16 protein-coding genes are annotated in these 19,761 nt (G+C 64.5%); 13 read left to right on the top strand and 3 right to left on the bottom strand.

Features of this window, described 5'->3' with window-relative positions; genetic code table 11:
* Positions 1-2: 2 nt before the first annotated feature.
* From BV95_RS00560 to BV95_RS00510, 11 genes are read left to right on the top strand one after another with little or no spacing between them, the layout of a single operon-like run.
* Positions 3-1,355 carry a GNVR domain-containing protein gene (locus BV95_RS00560; RefSeq protein WP_234703072.1) on the top strand — a complete coding sequence of 451 codons (1,353 nt, stop codon included), beginning with the start codon at positions 3-5 and terminating at the stop codon, positions 1,353-1,355.
* Complete coding sequence (locus BV95_RS00555; RefSeq protein ID WP_037446339.1) at positions 1,352-2,272, top strand: P-loop NTPase family protein; 921 nt, start codon at positions 1,352-1,354, stop codon at positions 2,270-2,272. Before BV95_RS00560 ends, BV95_RS00555 begins: the two co-directional genes overlap by 4 nt.
* Complete coding sequence (locus tag BV95_RS00550) at positions 2,269-3,081, top strand: WecB/TagA/CpsF family glycosyltransferase (RefSeq protein ID WP_037446338.1); 813 nt, start codon at positions 2,269-2,271, stop codon at positions 3,079-3,081. Before BV95_RS00555 ends, BV95_RS00550 begins: the two co-directional genes overlap by 4 nt.
* A complete protein-coding gene (locus BV95_RS00545; RefSeq protein WP_037446335.1) occupies positions 3,074-4,366 on the top strand; it encodes a polysaccharide biosynthesis protein in 1,293 nt (430 codons plus the stop codon). Before BV95_RS00550 ends, BV95_RS00545 begins: the two co-directional genes overlap by 8 nt.
* Positions 4,336-5,730, top strand: coding sequence for an O-antigen ligase family protein (locus BV95_RS00540; RefSeq protein WP_037446333.1), 1,395 nt, complete (start codon positions 4,336-4,338; stop codon positions 5,728-5,730). Before BV95_RS00545 ends, BV95_RS00540 begins: the two co-directional genes overlap by 31 nt.
* Positions 5,723-6,652 (top strand): glycosyltransferase family 2 protein, encoded by a 930-nt coding sequence (locus BV95_RS00535; protein ID WP_037446331.1) that lies wholly within the window; start codon positions 5,723-5,725, stop codon positions 6,650-6,652. Before BV95_RS00540 ends, BV95_RS00535 begins: the two co-directional genes overlap by 8 nt.
* A complete protein-coding gene (locus BV95_RS00530; RefSeq protein ID WP_037446329.1) occupies positions 6,649-7,608 on the top strand; it encodes a glycosyltransferase family 2 protein in 960 nt (319 codons plus the stop codon). The genes BV95_RS00535 and BV95_RS00530 overlap by 4 nt, the downstream gene beginning before the upstream one ends.
* Positions 7,608-8,576 carry a glycosyltransferase family 2 protein gene (locus BV95_RS00525; RefSeq protein ID WP_037446325.1) on the top strand — a complete coding sequence of 323 codons (969 nt, stop codon included), beginning with the start codon at positions 7,608-7,610 and terminating at the stop codon, positions 8,574-8,576. The genes BV95_RS00530 and BV95_RS00525 overlap by 1 nt, the downstream gene beginning before the upstream one ends.
* Positions 8,573-9,703, top strand: coding sequence for an endo-1,4-beta-xylanase (locus tag BV95_RS00520; RefSeq protein ID WP_037446316.1), 1,131 nt, complete (start codon positions 8,573-8,575; stop codon positions 9,701-9,703). The genes BV95_RS00525 and BV95_RS00520 overlap by 4 nt, the downstream gene beginning before the upstream one ends.
* Positions 9,700-10,785: an acyltransferase family protein gene (locus BV95_RS00515; RefSeq protein WP_037446314.1), complete on the top strand. Its 1,086-nt coding sequence runs from the start codon at positions 9,700-9,702 to the stop codon at positions 10,783-10,785. Before BV95_RS00520 ends, BV95_RS00515 begins: the two co-directional genes overlap by 4 nt.
* On the top strand, positions 10,785-11,705 hold the full coding sequence (locus tag BV95_RS00510; protein ID WP_037446311.1) for a glycosyltransferase family 2 protein: 921 nt from the start codon (positions 10,785-10,787) through the stop codon (positions 11,703-11,705). The genes BV95_RS00515 and BV95_RS00510 overlap by 1 nt, the downstream gene beginning before the upstream one ends.
* Here the strand turns inward: BV95_RS00510 and BV95_RS00505 are convergent.
* The gene (locus tag BV95_RS00505) at positions 11,690-12,886 is read right to left on the bottom strand and encodes a glycoside hydrolase family 16 protein (protein WP_409372072.1); all 1,197 of its coding nucleotides are present in this window, start codon (positions 12,884-12,886) and stop codon (positions 11,690-11,692) included. The two genes, BV95_RS00510 and BV95_RS00505, sit on opposite strands and share 16 nt — an antisense overlap.
* A gap of 4 nt (positions 12,887-12,890) precedes the next feature.
* Here BV95_RS00505 and BV95_RS00500 point away from each other — a divergent pair, with 4 nt between their 5' ends.
* Positions 12,891-13,130, top strand: coding sequence for a hypothetical protein (locus BV95_RS00500; protein ID WP_037446308.1), 240 nt, complete (start codon positions 12,891-12,893; stop codon positions 13,128-13,130).
* Positions 13,131-13,314: 184 nt separating this feature from the next.
* Here the strand turns inward: BV95_RS00500 and BV95_RS00495 are convergent, their stop codons facing one another.
* Positions 13,315-14,658: a UDP-glucose dehydrogenase family protein gene (locus tag BV95_RS00495; RefSeq protein ID WP_037446306.1), complete on the bottom strand. Its 1,344-nt coding sequence runs from the start codon at positions 14,656-14,658 to the stop codon at positions 13,315-13,317.
* A 316-nt stretch (positions 14,659-14,974) separates the two neighbouring features.
* Positions 14,975-18,013 (bottom strand): TonB-dependent receptor domain-containing protein, encoded by a 3,039-nt coding sequence (locus BV95_RS00490; RefSeq protein WP_037446303.1) that lies wholly within the window; start codon positions 18,011-18,013, stop codon positions 14,975-14,977.
* 347 nt (positions 18,014-18,360) lie between these two features.
* Between BV95_RS00490 and BV95_RS00485 the strand changes: the two genes are divergently transcribed.
* Positions 18,361-19,761: an MFS transporter gene (locus BV95_RS00485; RefSeq protein WP_234703071.1), complete on the top strand. Its 1,401-nt coding sequence runs from the start codon at positions 18,361-18,363 to the stop codon at positions 19,759-19,761.

The raw sequence follows: 19,761 nt of genomic DNA, 5'->3' as shown, positions 1-19,761 counted from the left end.
GCATGAACCCCATCGATTTGCTGGCCGCGCTGCAGGCGCGCTGGCGCACGGCGGCGATGATCGGGGGCATATTGTTCCTGCTGGTGGCCATCGCCGCCTTCAGCCAGCCGCGCCAATATATGGGCACGGCGTCGCTGTTGCTGGACCTGTCGCAGACGGACCCGACCGACACCAACACGGCGCAGGGCACGAAGCCGGACACGGAGTCCATATTGGGCACCCAGACCGACATCATCCGCAGCGGCAAGGTGATGAACGCCGTCGCGAAGGAAGCGGGCTTCGTCGAAGCCATGCCGGCGGACATGCCGACCGATGCGCGGTTGCAAAGTGCTGCCGCCATGGTGGGCAAGAATATGACCGTCACCACGGGGCGGCAGAGCAACGTGCTGCAGATCCAATATCTGGACCCCGATCCGCAGGTGGCGGCGAAGGTCGCGAACCTGATCGCCAAAATCTACATGCGCGAGCAGGTGGAATTGCGCGCATCCCCGGCACGCGGTTCGGCCAAATGGTTCGACGAGCAGACGGAGGAAGTGCGCCGCCGCTACGAACTGGCGCAGCGCAAGCTGTCCGATTTCCAGCGGGCGCACGACATTATCGGCATCAACCGGATGGACCTGGAGGCCGAAAAGCTGAAGAACATGTCCTATCAGTTGACGCAGGCGCAGGCGGAAGCCGCCGCCGCCCGGTCGAAGGCCGGGGCGGGTTCGGTGTCCGATATCGAAGGATCGCTGATCGTCCAGAATTTGCAGCAGCAGGTGGCTGAACAATCCGCCCGCGTGTCCGAGCTGCAAAAGACGCTTGGCCCCAATCATCCGACCATGGCGGCGGCCAACGCCCAATTGTCGGAGCTTCAGTCGAAGCTGGCGTCGGCGCGATCCAGCCAGGCCGGGGCGGTCAGCGCCAACAGCGTGGCGGCCAGCCGCCGCGAGGGCGACCTGAAATCCAACATGGCGGGCCAGGAGGATCGCATGATCCGCATGTCCGACGTGCAGGACCAACTCATGGTTCTTCAGCGCGATGTCGATGCGGCGCGGCAAACATATGACACGGTGCGTCAGCGGTTCAACGAAGCGGTGCTCAAGAGCCAGATATCGCAGCCCAACGCCAGTCCGCTGGACGAGGCGACCGTGCCTCTGCTGCCCGCCAAGCCCAATATCATGCTGTGGCTGGTCGGCGGGATCGCGCTCGGCCTGATCGGCGGGATCGCCGCCGTGATCCTGATGGAAATCATCCATCCGCGCGTTCGATCGGCCGCTGGCGTCGCCCGCGCGACCGAAGTCGACGTCATCACCGAACTGATGCCGGTCCCCGTCCGTGGCGGCTGGCTCTTCAAACAGCAGGAGGCCGCATGAGACTGCGTTCGACGGCAGGCGCACCGCCTCAGCTGACATCTTCTGGCGGCATTGGCGGCGGGGCGAGCACGCTGCGCCCCCGCGCCCGCGACAGCCATAATTTCGCCCGGCTCGCGGTGGAGCATGGCTTTCTGGCCGAAGCCGATGTGCACAAGGTGGAGGCCCATGCCCGATCGCAGGGTCTGGCGCTGCATGACGCGGCGGTCGATCTGGGGCTGCTGAATCCGGAGGATGCGGGGATACTCGCGGCCTTGCAGGGCGGTTTCGCCTTGCTGCCGGAGGGCGACCAGCGGGTCGATCCGCTGGTGGTGGCGGCGTTCGACCCCGCCAATGCCTATGCCGCCAAGGTGCGGACAATCCGATCCAAGATGCGCGCGGTGGCCAAGGACGGCGATCCCGCATCGCTGCGGCTGGCGGTGCTGGCCATAGAGGCGGGCGACGAAGCGGCGATCATGGCGGCCAATCTGGCGGTCGTGCTGGCGCAGATGGACGGGCAGACGATGCTGGTGGACGTCGACATGGGACGGCCCTCGCTCGACCGGCTGTTCCGCATCGCCAACAAGGCTGGGCTTGCCGAACAGTTGATGGGCAGTGCGGCGTTGCTGCCCGCCGCCAGGACTGCCGTGGAAGGATTGTGGCTGATGACGGCGGGCCGGGCGTCCGGCAGCGCGGCCAGCCTGATCACCCGTGGGCCGCTGGCGGAGACGGCCAATGGCTGGGGGCTGCGCGATACGTCGATGCTGTTCTATCTGGCGGAGCGGAAGGGGGACCAGACGCCCTATGGCAGCATATTGGCAGGTTTCGACGCGGTGGTCATCGTGGCGCGGCGCGGGGACACGGCGATTGCCGACATGCGGCGCGTGATCGACGATCTGGACCGCCATGGCGTGCCGATTGCCGGGACGGTGATCGCATGAGCGCCGAACACGCGCTGGCGCATCATCAGCCCCTCCCCACCCCCGAAAAAAGTCATGAAGCGCCCGTGACCCAGGTGGGCGGCCTGCCCGTTTCCACCCTGTCGCTGGATGCCCTGATCGACAAGATGCTGGTCGAGGCGCCGCTTCGGCGGGGCCTGAACCATCCGCCCCAACTGATCTTCGACGCCAATGGACAGGGCCTGTCGATGAACGCCAGCGACCCGGATTTCCGGGCCAATCTGGCGCATGCGGACCTGATCCATGCCGACGGGCAGATCATCGTCATGGCGTCCCGCTGGTTTGGCGGGCCGCATATCGCCAACCGGTCCAGCACGACGGACATGTTCACCGACAGCCTGAAGCGGGCGGCGGATGCGGGCGTCAGCTATTATCTGCTGGGGGCGGAAGAGAAGGTGAATTCCGCCTGCGCCACCGAGATATTGAGGATCGCGCCGGGATTGCAACTGGCCGGACGCCGCAACGGATTCTGGAAGCCGGAGGAAGAGGATGCGGTGATCGACGCGATCAACGCAGCCGCGCCCGACGTCCTCTGGGTCGGCACCGGCAAGCCCCGCGAGCAGGCATTTTGCGTGCGCAACCGGCACCGGATCAAGGCGGGGTGGATCGTCACCTGTGGCGGCCTGTTCAACTATATCACCGGCGATTATCCGCGCGCGCCGATGTGGATGCAGAAATCGGGGTTCGAATGGCTGCACCGGATGGCGACGCGGCCCAAGGAACTGGCCTGGCGCTATATCACCACCAATCCGCATGCGCTGTGGCTGATCTGGAAACACCGCCATGGCTGAGGCCCAGGCGGCTGAAAACCCCTCGATGACGGGCCGCGTCCAGCGGTTGGGCAGCATGTTCGGCCGCTTCGGGCTGGCCAGCCTGTCATCCGCCATCGTGTCGGTCAGCCATTTGCTGGTCCAGATCTTCTCGATCCACCATCTGGGGACGGCGGCCATCGGCACGCTGGCCTTCCTGCTGGTGATCATCCAGTTCGGCTACAGCCTGTCCAATGCGCTGGTGTCGACGCCCTATACCATCGCGGTAAACCAGGGCGACGATGTTGAGGCGAAAAGTTTCGACTTCTTCTTCCCCGTCAATCTGATGCTGGCGGCCAGTCAGGGGCTGATCTGCGCGGTCATTGCCTGGGCCACGGCTTCTCCGACGGCGGCGCTGCTGTTCGGGCTGGCGGGGACGCTGTCGCTGATCCGCTGGTTCGGGCGGTCCAACGCCTATGCGCATCATGCCCCGGCGCGGGCTGCCCGGTCGGACCTGACCTATGCGGGGACGATCCTGGCCGGGTTGCTGATCGCGATGCGGACGGGCGCGGACATGTCCACCATCGGCGGCATGCTGGTGACGGCGAGCCTGATGGGATTGCTGCCCTTCGGCATCGCCTATCTGCGGCGGCATTTCGTCATGGGGCCGGGCCGGGCGCTTGGCGCCTATCGCCCCGTGTGGAAGGAGCAATCGGCCTGGACGCTGGTCGGCGTGCTGTCGACCGAAGCGACATCCAATTCGCACAGCTATATCGTGACGCTGCTGGCCGGGCCGACCGCCTTTGCGCCGATTGCGGTGGGGATGCTGTTCTTTCGCCCGGTCAATGTCTGCATCACCGCCCTCACCCAGTTGGAGCGCCCCCGCATGACCCGCGCCGTCGCGCGCGGCGATCATGACGCGGCGATCAGGTCGGAACGGCTGTTCATGGCGGCGCTGGTCATGCTGTGGCTGGCGACCTGCGTCGTGGCGGCGGTGGCGTTGATTTTCTTTCCGGGGCTGATCCTGAAGCCGACGCTGGACCATCGGCTGGTGACGATTGCTGTGGGGCTTTGCGCCCTCCTCTCGCTCGTCCAGTGCGTGCAGACACCGATGAGCGTCATGACGCAGGCCCGGCGCGCCTTCCGCCCCCTGGCCGCCCAGAGCATGCGCAGTTGCGTCGTCGGGCTGATCGCCGTGACGTTGCTGGTGTGGGGCGCGCCGCCTGTCTTTTCCGTCGGCGGCGTCGTGCTGTCGCAACTCGTCATGATGCTGGGTATCTGGCGGCTGGACCGGCAATGGCGGCGCGACCGGCGGGAGGCCGCCTGACCATGGCGACTAGCTGGCATCGCGGCGGGTTCGCTGCACCCGCCACACAGAGCGGCAGCGGCAGTTCGAAGCTCGTCTGGGTCGCGCAGGTCTTCTACTTCGTCTTCCTGATGATGGTCTTCATCGGGCAGCAGCCTTTCGCTTCCCGCACCCAGGAAGAATTGGTGGCGATGGCCGAGGCCAATGACGGATCGGACCTGTTCAAGCAGGCCCTGTTCATCGGCTTCGCCCTGCTGCTGACCGCCGTGCAGGTGATGCGCAAGGAGCCGCTGAAATACCGGTTCACCTTCTGGCCGCTGGCGATCATGCTGGTCTGGTTCTTCATCACCTGCACCTGGGGCGTCGCGCCGTTCGTGTCCTTCAAACGGGCGATGCAGCAGTTGATCGTGATCTACATCACCTTCTGCGCCCTGTCGCTGATCGGGCCGGAGCGGCTGTTCAACGCGCTGCGCGCCGCGCTGATCGTGTCGTTGGTGATATGCTGGGTGTCGCTGCCGCTGACGCCCGCGGCGGTCCATCCGCCCACGGAAAGCGACAAGGCGCTGATCGGGGCGTGGCGCGGCTTCTTCTTCCACAAGAATATCGCCGGGGCGGTCATGGCGCTGTGCTTCATCGTCTGCGGCAATAGCTGGATCGATCGCCGCAAATGGTATTACGCCCTGTTCGCGCTGATGGCCTTTGTCTTCGTGATCGGGACCAAGAGCAAGACTTCGCTGGCCCTGTGCGTCGGCATGCTGGCGATCAGCAACATCTATCGCGCGCTGAGCGACAATACCCAGAAACGCGCGATATTGCTGCTGATGCTGGGTTTCGGCATGGTCGGGTTTTTGGGTCTCTATATCGCCTATCAGCCGACGATAGAGCGGCTGTTCGCCGATCCCACATCCTTTACGGGGCGCGTGTCGATCTGGCAGGTGCCGTTGGATTATCTGGCGGACCACCCCTATCTGGGCGCGGGTTTCGGGGGGTTCTGGCAGGTGGGCGCGAACAGCCCCGCCTTCGATTATCTGAACCAGCAGTTCCAGATGCTGACGGCCCATTCGCATGATGGCTATCTGGAAATCTGGGTGACGACCGGGCCGCTGGGCCTGGCCCTGCTGCTGATCAGCTTTCTGGTGCTGCCTGCCTACTGGTTCCTGACCGGTTCGACCAAAGAGAACCAGACGCTGATGGTCCCGGCCTTCGCGATCTGGGTCTTCGTCATGTACCAGAATCTGCTGGAAACCAGCTTCTTCGACAAGGATCGCCAGGTCTGGGTGATCTTCCTCGCGGCGGTCGCGACCGCGCACGCGACCTTCAAGGCCAAGCCGCGCCCGATTTGGAGCAGGCGGCACCTCAATCAGGCGGAGACAGTGAATGGCTAGAATCATCGTCTGCATCGCCACATGCAACCGGCCGCAGGGTTTACGGCGAACATTGGAATCGCTCGCCGCGCAGCAGACGCGGCATGAACTGGAAATATTGGTGGCCGACAATGACGCCGCCGGGCAGGAAGGCATGGCCGTCGTCGAGCGGATGGCGGCGCAGGGCTATCGCTGGCCGATAGAGGCGCTGCTGGTGGCGGAGCGCGGCATTCCGCTGGTGCGCAACGCGCTGGTCGCGGCGGCGCTGGCGCGGCCGGGCGCGAGCCATGTCGCCATGCTGGACGATGACGAGGCCGCCTCCCCCGGCTGGATCGACGCCATGATGGATACGGCGCTTCGCTGCGAAGCCGATGTGGTCGGCGGCGCGGTGCTGCGGGAAATGGACAGCGCCATCGCGCCATGGGCGGCGCGCCATCCCCTGCTCGCCCCCAAGCAGCGCGGGCAGTCGGGGCCGGTCGCGCTGGTCGACAGCACCGCCAATGTGCTGATGGCGGCTGTGGCCCTGCGCGCCATGGGGGATCGTCCGTTCGACGAGCGGATGGCGCTGACCGGCGGGTCGGACAAGCAGCTTTTCACCCGCATGCAGCGCAAGGGTTTCCGCTTCGCCTGGTCGGAGGAAGCCGTTGTCACCGAACTAATCCCCGCCAGCCGCGTCACCGCCAAATGGCTGCTGATGCGCGGCTATCGCGTCGGCATGACCGACATGATGGTGGAAAGTTTCCACAAGGGCCGCCTGCGCGCATCGCTGGGCGAAGCGCCACGCATCGTCGCGGGGTTCCTGGTCGGGTCGCTGGGCGCGGTCGCGACGTTCGACCGAGGCAAGCGGGTCGAGCGGCTGGGTAAGCTTTACCGCGCCGCCGGAAAGATCGCCGGTCTGGCGGGGATTCATTATGAAGAATATCGAAAGGTGCATGGCGCATGAGCGATGCCGCTCCCCTGAACAAGCAGCCCTTTTTCTCCGTCGTCATCCCGCTTTACAATCGGGCGGATATCGTCGGCGACACCATCCGTTCCGTGCTGGCGCAGGACTGGCAGGATTTCGAGATCGTCGTCGTCGATGACGGTTCCCGCGACAATCCCGGTCCGGCTATTGACGCCATAGGCGACCCCCGCGTCCGCTATATCAGGCAGGATAATGCGGGCGGCGGCGCGGCGCGCAACCGAGGCATATTGGCGGCGGAGGGGCGCTATATCGCCTTCCTCGATTCCGACGACCTGTTCCTGCCGGGCAAGCTGTCCATCATGGCGAAGGCGCTGGCCGGGGATGACGGCAGCACCGTCCTTTATTCCCGCATGAAGGTGGACCGGGGCGTCGACCGATATTGGATACGCCCGGATCGCGGCATTCGCGAAGGGGAGGATGTGGGCGAATATCTGTTCTGCGCCAACCAGTTCATGCAGACCAGCACCATGATCGTGCCCACCGCCATGGCGCAGGAGGTTCTCTTCGATCCGGCGTTGAAGAAGGGGCAGGATCTGGACTTCTGCGTCCGGCTCCAGGGCGCGGGGGCGCGGTTCCGGATGATCGATCAGGCGCTGACGGTGTGGCTGGACGCGACGGAGGCGGGACGGACTTCCTATGTGAAGGGGTATGAGACCTCGCTCGACTGGCTGGACCGGTGCGGTCATATGCTGACCAACCGGGCGCGGCGCGGTTATCGGGCGACGGTGCTGGCCTATCATATGGCCCCGATCAAACCAGTCGTCGCGATCAAGGACTTGGCCGTCGGCATGGTGGCGGGCGGCGTCCCGCCCCGCGTGATCGCTCGGCAGGTGCTGCGTTCCTACCTGCCCAAGCCGCTTTACCGGTCGCTGGTCAACGGTTTCGTCCTGCGGTTCGGCAAGGCGGAACCCGCCCATGGCGGAGCCGGTTCGTGATGACCGCATGGCAGCCCCCATCCAGTCTGCGGGCCGCCGCAGCCACGCCGCTTTTTTCCGTGGTGATCCCCACCTATCAGCGGCGCGACGCGGTGGTGGCGGCGGTCATGTCCGCGCTGGCACAGACCATCGCGATCATAGAGGTGATCGTGGTGGTCGACGGATCGACCGACGGGACGGAGGTTGCGCTGGGCGCGATCAACGACCCGCGCCTGAAGGTCATCGTGCAGGAAAATCGCGGCGCGGCGGCGGCGCGGAACAAGGGCATCGACCATGCGCGGGGACGCTATATCGCCTTCCTCGATTGCGACGACCGTTTCCTGCCGCATCATCTGGCCGACCTGCTGCCGCTGGTGCAGGAGAGCGAGGATGTCGTCGCCTATGGGCAGGTGCTGGCGGATCGCGGCGAGGGTCGCAATTTCCTGAAGCCACCCCGCGCCATCGCCAGCGGCGAGACGATGGACCGCTATCTGATGTGCGACCGGGGCTTCATCCAGACCAGCAGCATGGCGCTGGGCCGGGCGATGGCGAAGCGGGTGCGCTATCGCGAGGATGTGAAGTTCGGTGACGATACCGATTTCGCGATGCGCCTGTCGCTGGCGGGCGCGCGATTCCTGATGACGGAGCGGCCCGGCACGATCTGGGCCGACCGGGATGCCGAAGACCGGCTTTCGCAGGTGCGCGGCAGCATCGGCAGCCTGACCTGGCTGCGCGATTTGCGCCCGCATATCAGCCCTCGCGCCTTTTCCGCCTATATGGGCTGGCATGCCGCGAAGAGCATCTGGCCGACCAGCAGGCGGCAGGCGATGCGCTATTATCTGGAAGCGGTGTGCCGGGGCGCTTTCGGGCCACGGCTGGCGGCGACGGTGTTGTTGCAGATCGTCATGCCCGATCCCGTCTATCGCCGCATTTCCGACCGGTGGATTGATTTTTCCCACATGCTGGCGGGCAAGGGGCAAAGGCTGTGAAGCGGCGCGAATTCCTGGCCGGGGCATTGGCGCTGGGGGCCTGCTCTCCGGTGCCGTCCAGCCGGGCGGAGGCCGGGATTTCGTCCGAAGGGCTGGCCGCCCATGCGCGGCGGTCGGGCCGCGCTTTCGGCGCGGCGATCAAGTCCCGCCAGTTGCGCGAAGACCCCGATTTCACCGCCGCCATCGCCCGCGAATGCGACATGGTGGTCCAGGAATATGAACTGAAGCGCGGCACCACCGAGCCAAAGCCCGGCAAATATGATTTCAGCGGCGCGGACCAGATCATCGCCTTCGCGCAGGAACATGGCATGCGGGCGCGCGGCCATGCGCTGGTCTGGTATGCGGCCCAGCCCAAATGGCTGGAACCGGCGCTGCAACAGGCCGACAGGGCAGGCCGCGAAAAGCTGATGACCAGCTATATCGACGTCGCCATGCCGCGCTATGCGGGCAGGATCGGCGAATGGGACGTGGTCAACGAAGCGGTCGAACCCAATGATGGACGCGCCGACGGCATGCGCGCCAAAAGCATGTGGATGCAGGCGATGGGGGAGGATTATATCGACATCGCATTCCACCATGCGCGGGCGACGGACCCCAAGGCGACCTTGTTCCTGACGGATTTCGGGCTGGAGCATGACTCGCCCCGTTGCGAACGGCGGCGGACGGCGATGCTGAAGCTGCTCGACCGGCTGATGGCGCGGAAAGTGCCGGTCGATGCGGTCGGCATACAGGGCCATCTGAAGCCCTATAGGGAAGCGTTCGATCAGGCGCTTTTCGCCCGGTTCCTGGAGGATCTGAACGGTTATGGGCTGGCGCTGTCGGTGACGGAATTCGATGTCGCGGACAAAGGCGGGCCGCCCAGTCCCGACAAGCGCGACAGTGAAATCGCCGCCGTGGCCAAGGCATTTCTGGACGTGGCGCTGGACAATCGGGCTATGCGGTCCGTGCTCTGCTGGGGCCTGTCGGACCGTTATAGCTGGCTGTCCAACTATCCCGATTATAAATGGCCTGACGGCCAGCTTTCGCGCGTGCTGCCGCTGGACGGCGACATGCGCCGAAAGCCGCTGTGGGACGCCATCGCCGCCGCCTTCGACGCCGCGCCACCCATGGGGAGAAGCCGCGCATGAGAATTTCGTCCCTCACCGGCCTGCGCGGTGTCGCGGCGGTTTCGGTGCTGCTGTACCACATCCCGCATAATCCGGCGTTCGAAGCGTTTCGGATGCCGCTTTTCTCGCGCGCCTATCTGGCGGTCGACCTGTTCTTCATCCTCAGCGGCTTCGTCATTTCCTTTGGCTATCACGGCCGGGTCGTGAATCATCTTGGTCGGGCGAGCTATGTCGACTTCCTGATCAACCGGGTGGCGCGGGTGTGGCCGCTGCACCTGATCGTTACGCTGGTGTTCATGGCGCGGATCATGTTCAACATCTCAGGCAATCAAGCGATTGCGCTGGATGCGCCAAATGTCGTCAGCAACCTGCTGATGGTGCAAAGCTGGGGTTGGGGCACGGAGCCGATCGCGGGCAATAGCTGGTCGGTCAGCACCGAGGTCGCCGCCTATCTGGTCTATCCGCTGATCGCGATCATCGCCTTTTCGCGATGGGCCTGGGTCCAGGGCCTGCTGTGCGTCGGGATATTGGCGCTGGTTGCCGCATCCGGCCGGGGATCGAGCGGGCCGCTGGACGTCAACGACAGCGACACGGTGCTGACGCTGCTGCGCTGCATCGCCGGTTTCTCGCTGGGCGTGCTCAGCTATCGCTGCGCGGAAAAGCCGTGGTGCAGGCGGATGATCGACCGGAAGGGCGGTTTCGCGGCGGTCTGCGGGCTGATCGCGCTGGCGCTGCTGCTGCCCGGAAAGGCGGATGTGCTGGTGGTCTGCCTGATGCCGCTGCTGGTGCTGAGCTGCTATTATAACGGCGCGGCGGCGCGGGCGGTCATGGCCAATCCGGTCAGCTTTCATCTGGGCCTCATCAGCTATTCCATCTACCTCTGGCATCCGCTGGTGCGCGACGTGTTCGCGCGCGGCATGGGGGTCGCGCACAAGCATGGGATGATGGGCTTCGACTGGCTGATCGTCGCGGCCATGCTGGTGGCGACATGGCTGCTCTGCTGGGCGAGCTATGCGCTGGTCGAGGTGCGCGGGCATCAGTTCATCAAATGGCTCCAGCGCGGCGGGCGCAGCCGCGAGCCCGTGGTGGAGGCCGCCGCCTGATGCCTGCCGTCTGGATCGCCATTCCCACCTTCCGCCGTCCCGAGCAGCTTCGCCATTTGCTGGAGGCGCTGCCGGACGTCGCCGGGCGGCATGACGTGATGGTGCTGGTCGCGGACAACGATCCTGTCGGGCAGGAAGGAGCAGCCGTGGTGCGCGCCCTGCTGGCGGAGGGATATCGGCTGCCGGTGACGTTGCTGACGGTGGCGCAACCGGGGCTTTGCGCGGTGCGCAACGCCATTGTCGGGTCCGCGCTGGACGATCCGGCCATGCGTTTTCTGGCGATGCTCGACGATGATGAATGGCCGCAGCCGGGCTGGCTAGACGCGCTGCTCATCTGTCAGGCGCAGGTGGGCGCGGATGTGGTCGCCGGGCCGGTGGATAGTTGCTTCGTGGGTCAGCCGCCGCGCTGGGCGCGGGAAACATTGGTCTTCCGTCCGGAGGAACGGTCATGGGGGGCGACCGGGATGCTGTGGGCCAGCAACAATCTGCTGGTCAGCCGTCGCGCCTTCGCGATGATCGCCGCGCCTTTCTTCGATCCGCGCTTCAACCGCAGCGGCGGGGAGGATCTGGATTTTCTGGCCCGGCTGCACGATGCTGGTGCGCGGTTCGGCTGGTCGCCCGATGCGCGGGTCAGCGAATGGGTGCCTGCGGAGCGGGCGCGGCTTTCCTGGGTGCTGAAGCGCATGTGGCGCATCGGCTGCACGGAGACGATGACGCGGCGCAAGGCCCTGCCCGGCCGGATCGGCACGGCGAAGCTCCTGGCCCGGTCGGTCGCCATATTGGGATTGCGGACGGCCGGTCTGGCCGCCCTGCTGCTGCCCGGCGCGCGCCGCGTCGACATCGCCGGGCAGTGGGTCAAGAGTTGGGGGCGCCTCTATGCCCTGGCGGGAGGCGCCCAGAGCCATTATGGCGCGCTGTAAATCTTGAAGCTCCTGATGATCATGTCGCCGGAGCCGTCGTCATAGGCGCTGTTGGTCTTCACCGCGACGTCCATGATCGGATAGAAACGAAAACCCCTGAACGGATTGACCGACTGGTAGGTTTCCACGCCGTCCACGAACCATGTGATGTAGTCGCGCTGGATATCGACGGCGAAGCGGTGGAAATCCTGGCTATAGCCGCTGAGGCCATAGGCCTGCTGCGTCTGGATCGTGACGCCGCGCTGGTCGTAGCGGGTGCTGTTCGCGCCGACATGGACGGTATGGGCGACATGGCGGTCGAAATCCCAGTAGCTTTGATAGCCGAAGCCCTCATAGACATCGATTTCCGGTGGCCAGCCGCTGGTGGAGACCAGCCAGAAGGCAGGCCATGAGCCGCGCCGGTTGGGCATCCGGGCCACCCATTCATATTGGCCATAGCCGATCTGCGACGCCAGGAAGTTGCGGCCGTCCAGCACTGTAGCGCCATAATACCAGGTCTGGCCGCCATAGCTGATCGGCGTCTTCAGCTTCTGGCTGTGGAGCACCAGTCCGCTGCTTCCCCAATAGACCGGGCCTTCGATGCCGGGAAAGATCGTGGAATCGAGATACAGGCCGGTTTCGCCATTGCCCGGCTGCGTCCGGCCGTTGGCGAGCGACGTGGCCCAGCGATCCCACCCGCCGTCGGGCGAGCGCTTGTGCGTTGCCTTGAGCAGTTCGAACTGGAGCGTGCCGGTCGCGGCGAAGCTGCGCGGTTCCCGGAAGGTTCCGGTGGCCTTTGCAGTGGCCTGCGCAGCGCTGGACGCCGTGACGGTCGCCGTGGATTGCCCCTGGAGCCCGCCCCAGGGGACTTCGCGCAGCTTGAGCTGGAACTGCTGCCCCTCCGTCGCGCCGATGATGGGCACCGCGACGGTCTGGACCAGCGGATCGTCCGGGCGGAAGATCACGACCGCATCGACCGTCTGGTAATTATAGCCCGAAATGGCGCGATAAGTGCCGGAACCGTTGACCGTGATAACCCGCGCGATCACCGTATTGGGCGTCGGCCGATCCAGCGTCACCGGCACATAAGCGACGTTGCTGCCCGGCCGGAACGTGGCGTTGCTCAGCGAAAGCGTCGCCTTTTCCGGCAGCCGCGTTCCATTGGCGAAATCGAAATCGGAAAAATCCGAAACGGCGGTCACCGTAGTGGAACTGCTCGCCGTCGACGTCGTTTGGGTTGAAAACGCAGTCGTGGTGGACTGCGATATGGTTGTGGTTTCCGTCGACTCCATATTGGATATCGACCCATTAGTCATGACCGTGGCGGCTCCCGCAGCGACGATGCATAAAATAGCTATTCCGGCTCCAAAAATGGAGCCAGTCATTTTGACAGGCATGTTTGCGACCCCCGAAGTTATCCTCTGTAGGGTCTCCTATGAAGGTTAACAAAAACCTCCGGTCAATATCGACTCGTCGCAATCTTCCTGAATTTGCGATGAACGGTTTCTTGTCTTTGCGAAACGACAAAGAAAGACCGGTCCTTCTTTCAGAACCGGTATGATTGGAACAAAAATCGCGCTTGGGCGTAGCGAACTCCCCTCCCGCTTTGGGAGGGGAGTTGGGTGGCGGCCTATTCCGCCGCCTGAACCAGTTCCTCGAATTCCGGCGTGGCGCCGCGACCGACGCTGACATAGGCGAAGCCCGCCGCCTCCGCGACTTCCGGCCGGTAGATGTTGCGCAGGTCGACCAGCCCGTTTCCGCTCATGATGCCCTTGAGGCGCGGCAGGTCGAGCGCGCGCAGTGCGTCCCATTCGGTGACGATGACGACAGCCTCCGCCCCTTCGGCGGCGCTATAGGGGTTCTGGCAGAACTCCACGTTCGACAACATGGCGCGGGCGGCGTCCATGCCCTCCGGATCATAGGCGCGCACCTGCGCGCCGCCGTCCTGCAGGGCCTGGATGATGGAAAGCGAGGGCGCATCACGCATGTCGTCCGTATTGGGCTTGAAGGTCAGGCCCAGCACGGCGATGGTCTTGCTGCGCACCGATCCGTTGCAGACCGCGACCACCTTGCGCGCCATGGCCCGCTTCCGGCTTTCGTTGATGGCCACGGTGGTTTCGATGAGGCGGATCGGCGCGCCCGCATCCTCCGCCGTCTTGACCAGCGCCAGCGTGTCCTTCGGGAAGCAGGAGCCGCCATAGCCCGGCCCGGCATGGAGGAATTTCGAACCGATCCGGTTGTCGAGGCCGATGCCCCGCGCCACCTGCTGCACGTCGGCGCCGACATTCTCGCACAGGTCGGCCATTTCGTTGATATAGGTGATCTTCATCGCCAGGAAGGCGTTGGCGGCATATTTGATCAGTTCGCTGGTCCGGCGGCCGGTGAACTGGATCGGCGCCTGGTTGAGGTAGAGCGGCCTGTACACCTCCTCCATCACCGGGCGGGCGCGTTCATCCTCTATGCCGACGACGATACGGTCAGGGCGCTTGAAATCCTGGATCGCCGCGCCTTCGCGCAGGAATTCCGGATTGGAGGCGACGGCGAACTGGGCGTCGGGATTGGTTTCGCGGACGATGCGGTCGACCTCGTCCCCCGTGCCGACCGGGACGGTGGATTTGGTGACGATGACGGTGAAACCGCTGAGGTTGGAGGCGATCTCCTGCGCGGCGGCGTAGACGTAGCTGAGGTCGGCATGGCCGTCGCCCCGGCGGGCGGGCGTGCCGACGGCGATGAAGACGACATCCGCCTGGGCGACCGATCCGGCGAGATCGGTGGTGAAGGTCAGGCGCCCCGCTTTCACATTACGGGCGATCAGGTCGGCTAGGCCAGGCTCGTAGATCGGCACGCCGCCGCCCTGGAGCAGATCGATCTTGCGGGCATCCTTGTCCACGCAGACGACATCATGGCCGAAATCCGCGAGGCATGCGCCGGAGACCAGGCCGACATAGCCCGATCCGGTCATAACGATCCGCATCTTCATTCTCCTTCTTCAACGGCTTTTTACCGATGGCCGACCGACGATCGAAGGACGCAGGAACCCGCTTCCGGAAAACCGGATGGGCCCCCTCCTCCTTCATCATGGGTTGGCCGCCAGGCGACCCGGCCTGACGTCCTTCACGCCGGGAAAAGCCGGCTTGTTGACGCAGCGCAGCATACTGCCGGGCGGCGCATGGATGCAACGCAGCCCGCCGCTCTATGGACACATATGGGCGCGGATCAGCAGGTTAACGACAGGAAAAGGGGCGGAAGCATCGCTGCTCCGCCCCCTCTCGCCCTTGCCCGAAAGCCGGTCAGAATTTGACGCGCACGCCCGCCGTGAAGGCGCGGCCGACAATGTCGTACACCGCGATGTTGGTCGGCGGATTGACGCCCGGAACCGTGCCGGGGATCAGCGGCGGATCCTTGTCGAACAGGTTGTTGACCGTCGTGAAGAATTCGAAATTGCCGCCGTCGCCATGCGGTATCGTGTAGCGCAGCGTCAGGTCGGTGTACCAGACCGGCTTCACCTTCGGATTGACGAACTGGATCGGCGTCGCGCCGCCCGGAATGTCGAGCCGCATCTTGCCAATATATTGTTCGCCCAGCGTGATGCCGAACGGCCCGTTGCTGTAGTCGACCGTCAGGTTGCCGCGCCAGCGCGGAAAGCCCTGCGGATTGCTGGTGACCACGCTGACGCCCGCATAATGGGCAACCGGTGCGGTCGCATATTGCTGGGCATCGAACCTGTCGAGATAGTTGAGGTACAGGCGGAAGCCGAGGCCGCCATTGCCCACCGCCGTGCGGTAGGTAAAGTCGAAATCGATGCCCGCCGTCTTCAGGAAGGCGATGTTCTGCGGAATCAGATTGACGAGCGACGGGAAGGTCGTCGGCGACGCCCGGTCGATCTGGCTGCATTCGATCACGCCCGATCCGCCCGCATTGCGGCAATTGTCGATCAACTGCTGCGCCGACAGGGAGTCGATCAGCTTGTCGACCTTGATATTATAATAGTCGACCGAGGCAGAGAAGCCGCGCAGGAATTCAGGCGCGAACACCGCGCCGAACGTATAGGTGTTCGCGACTTCCGGCTTCAGATTGGGATTGCCGACGGTCAGCGTGTTGGTGTTGACGTTCTGGCCGCTGCCATAGGTTCCCGCCGTGTTCCTGGCGTCGTTCACGATGCCGATGCCGCTCTGCGGACCTGCATAAAGTTCGTAGAGATTGGGTGCGCGGATATCGTGCGAATAGGTGCCGCGCAGCAGCAGGCTGTCGACCGGTTTCCAGGTCGCGCCCGCCTTCCACGTCTTCACCGTGCCCGACGTCGAATAGTCGGTCACGCGGATCGCGCCGTTGACGCTCAACTCTTTGAAGAAGGGCGTGTCCTTGAGGATCGGCACCGCGATTTCGGCGAAGGCTTCCTTGACGTTCAGCTTGCCGTGGCTGCCGCCGACATTGGTCAGCCAGTAGGCCAGCGTGTTGATCTGGCCGGTCGGATAGGGAAACTGGGCGTTTTCCACGCGGGGCAAACCGCGCAGCCCGGCGAAATAGGCCTCTTTCTGAGCACTGGTCAGCAACATCGCGGGATCGGCATTGCTGGTGAGATTCAAGGTCTGGCGGCGATATTCGACGCCGACGGCGATATCGACCGGACCGGCGGGCAGTTCGAACAGGCTGCCGCTGATATTGGCAGCAATCGCATCCTGCTTGAAGCGCGCGCGATAGCTGGACGTGCCGGTGGCGTAGGCATAACCCTCCGGCGTCGATCTGGACGGGTCGCCGTGCATCACGTCCATCGGCTTGCAACCGGCATATTGGCTGACGTAGGCCGGATCGAGCAGCACCCGGCAAGTGACCTGCCCGCTAACCGGATCGCGTACGGCGTCGAGCGCCGCATAGAGTTTCCGATTGTCGTACAGCCCGACATTGTCCATCGAATGCTTGGAATCGCCGTGGCTGTAGGTGACCTGCCAATTGAAATCGGAAAATTTGCCGCTGAGGCCCGCCGTCGCCGTCCAGTAATCGGTCTTTTCATAGGCGATGGGCTTGGGCTGGCCGGCATCCTGCTGGCCGACGACATAATAGTCGTTCGCGCCCGTCAACGCGCTGTCCAGCGCGGTCGAGAGATAGGGATTGCCCTTGTAGATGCGCGCCGATTCCGTCGCCGGGATCAGCGAGTTGCCCTGCGTGAAATAATGATATTTGCTGCGGGCATAGAGGCCCTGCACGAAGAAATTGATGTCGTCGGTCAGGTCGTAACTGACGCGGCCGAAGCCGTTATAATTGGTCAACGGCGAAATGGCGTTGGTGTCGTTGGGAATCTGGTAGCCGTCGCCGCCCTGCTGGAAACCGGTGGTGCCGACTACGGTGCCCAGATCGAACGGGCGAGTGGAGCCGTCATTGTTGATGACCCGTCCCACGAACGGATTGCCTGCAACGCTTGATCCCACGATGCGGCCATTGGGGGCCAGGGCGGAAATGCCGATGCCCGACGCGACGACATAGGGATTGGCGGCCGTTCCCGGCACGGCCGTGCAGGACCGCGACTGGCCGTTGGGCGCAAGGCCGCAGGTCGATGTCACGCTGCCGACGAAATTATAGCCCTGGGTCGCGAAGTTGCGGTCCTGCCGCAACATGCCTTCGCTGTTGGAATATTCCGCGCTGAGCAGCACATGGCCGCGTCCGCCCGCAAAATCCGCGCCATAGGCTGCGCCCAGACGCTGATTGCCGTTGTTGCCGCGCTGGTCGACACCGGCTTGGGCCACGCCCTTGAAACCTGTGAACTTCTTGTCGAGGATGAAGTTGACGACGCCCGCGACCGCATCCGACCCCCATTGGGCCGAAGCGCCGCCCGTCACCACGTCGACGCGCTGCATCAGCAGTTGCGGCAGGACGTTGGTGTCGATGGTGCCGACATATTCGGTGGGCGACACGCGCATGCCGTCGAACAGGACCAGCGTGCGCAGCGGCCCCTTCGGGTTGTTGCTGGGCGTGCCCAGGCCGCGCAGGTTCAGCACATTGCCGTGGATCGGCAGGTTCGAGAAGTTGTTGGCCGATTTGGAGGGGCTGAGCGAGTTGTTGAACTGCGGCAGCTTGTTGAGCGCGTCGGCAACGCCCGACGGCGTCGTCTTGGCCAGTTCCTCCGTCGAAGCGACCGTCACCGGAGTCGGCGCGGTATAGCCGTCGCGCACGATGCGCGAACCGGTGACCACGATGTCAGCATTGTTCGCGGACGCCGCCGCCTGGGGCGCAGCGCCTTCCTGAGCCGCTTCCTGCGCCAAGGCGGGCACAGCCATTGCGATGATGCTGGCGCCGACGGCCAGCGACGATATGAACAGGCTGTTCTTCGTCATCTTTCCTTTTCCTCTCCCTGCACGATCAGGGCCGGGCGAAGCCGCCCGGTCTAATCATTATTACCCCCATGTGCATTTTTATAGTTATCCCGCGCAGCGGCGATGTCAACAAATATTGCACCAGTGGGAAAGGTTTATTGAAAAATCCCGCCTCTGCGCCTGATACGCCGGAAGGGCGCGGCGCGAACATATATTGACCTACTGTGCAAAAATGTGCGTTATACGACCTGAAGCAGCGACGCCGGACCGGGCGATCGCCCGACAAGATATGACCGCACATCATGGAGAGTGTCCTTGCCGCATGACCGCCAGCCAGCGCGCGCCGTTTTCCATGGGGATTTGCAGCCATGACGGGCATTTCCGCGACGATGGCGTCATCGCCTGGACCGGGATCGCCTGAACCGGACGGCCCGCACGGAGATGCTGAAGCCAACATCGCCATCCCTCTTCCCCCGCAGGCCGCCTATCCGTCGCCGCCGATGGGCTGGTTGACGGTGGCGATCCTGTTCCTGCTGTACATATTATCACTGACCGACCGAAACATCATGGCCCTAATGGTCGGGCCGATCAAAAAGGATCTGGGCCTGTCGGACCTTCAGATCAGCCTGTTGCAGGGACCGGCCTTCGCGATTCTCTTCTGCCTGTGCGCCATTCCGTTGGGCATGGCGCTGGACCGGTTCAGCCGGCGAGTCGTGCTCTATCTGTCGGTGACGGTGTGGAGCGTCGCGGCGGCGAGTTGCGGCCTGGCGGGCAGCTTCGCGGCGCTGGCCATGGCGCGGGCGGGCGTCGGCGCGGGGGAATCCGGCTTCGGCACCGGCAGCTATTCGGTGGTCGGCGACAGTTTCCCGCCGCACAAGCTGTCGCTCGCCATGTCGGTCTTCATCATGGGCGGGGTGATGGGCGCGGGCATCGTCTTCCTGTTCGGCGGGCCGATCGTCGCCGCTGCGATGAAGGCCGGGCCTGCCGTGTGGCCGGTCTTCGGCCTGCTCCAGCCATGGCAGCAGGTGTTCATCATGACCGGCGCGCCGGGCATAGTGCTGGCCTTCCTGGTCTTCGTTTTTCGCGAACCGCCCCGTCGCAAGGCGATCAGCGCGGGCGCGGGCTATGGCGAGGCATGGGCCTATATGCGCCGGTATAAGGCGCTGTATCTGGCCACCTTTGTCGGTTTCGGCCTGGCCTATGCCGCGACCATCGGTTTCCAGCTCTGGACGCCGGTCTATCTGGCGCGGGTCCATGGCTGGGAACCGGGACGGATCGGTCCCGTGATCGGCCTGGCCCAGATTGGGGCGGCGGCGCTGATCCCCGTTCATGGCTGGACCGTGGACCGGCTCTATCGCCGGGGGAAGCATGACGCGCATCTCTTCTGGTGCCTGCTCACGGTGCTGGCCGCCGCGCCCTTCGGCATAGCCGCCTTTCTGGTGAGCAGCCCTTGGGCGACCGTCGCCTGCTACTGGTGCTTCATGGCGCTGATCCTTTCCACATCCAGCATGGGACCGGCGACGGTGCAGGTCGTGACGCCGCAATATCTGCGCGGGCGGGTGTCGGCGCTCTATGTGCTGGCTTCGGGCCTGATCGCCATGGCGGGCGGGCCTGCCTTTATCGGCCTCGTCACGGATAAGATATTGGGCGACGAAATGAAGGTCGGCCTGTCGCTGGTCATCAGCGTGTTCTGCGTCTTGCTGCCCGCCGCGCTCCTTTTCGCCTTCGGTCGCGCCTCTATGCGGCGCACGCATGAAAATATGATTTGA

This window comes from Sphingobium chlorophenolicum, from assembly GCF_000722875.1.
Taxonomy (GTDB): Bacteria; Pseudomonadota; Alphaproteobacteria; order Sphingomonadales; family Sphingomonadaceae; genus Sphingobium; species Sphingobium chlorophenolicum.
The sequence above is the reverse complement of the archived record's forward strand: the minus strand, read 5'-3'. Positions and strand labels throughout refer to the sequence as shown.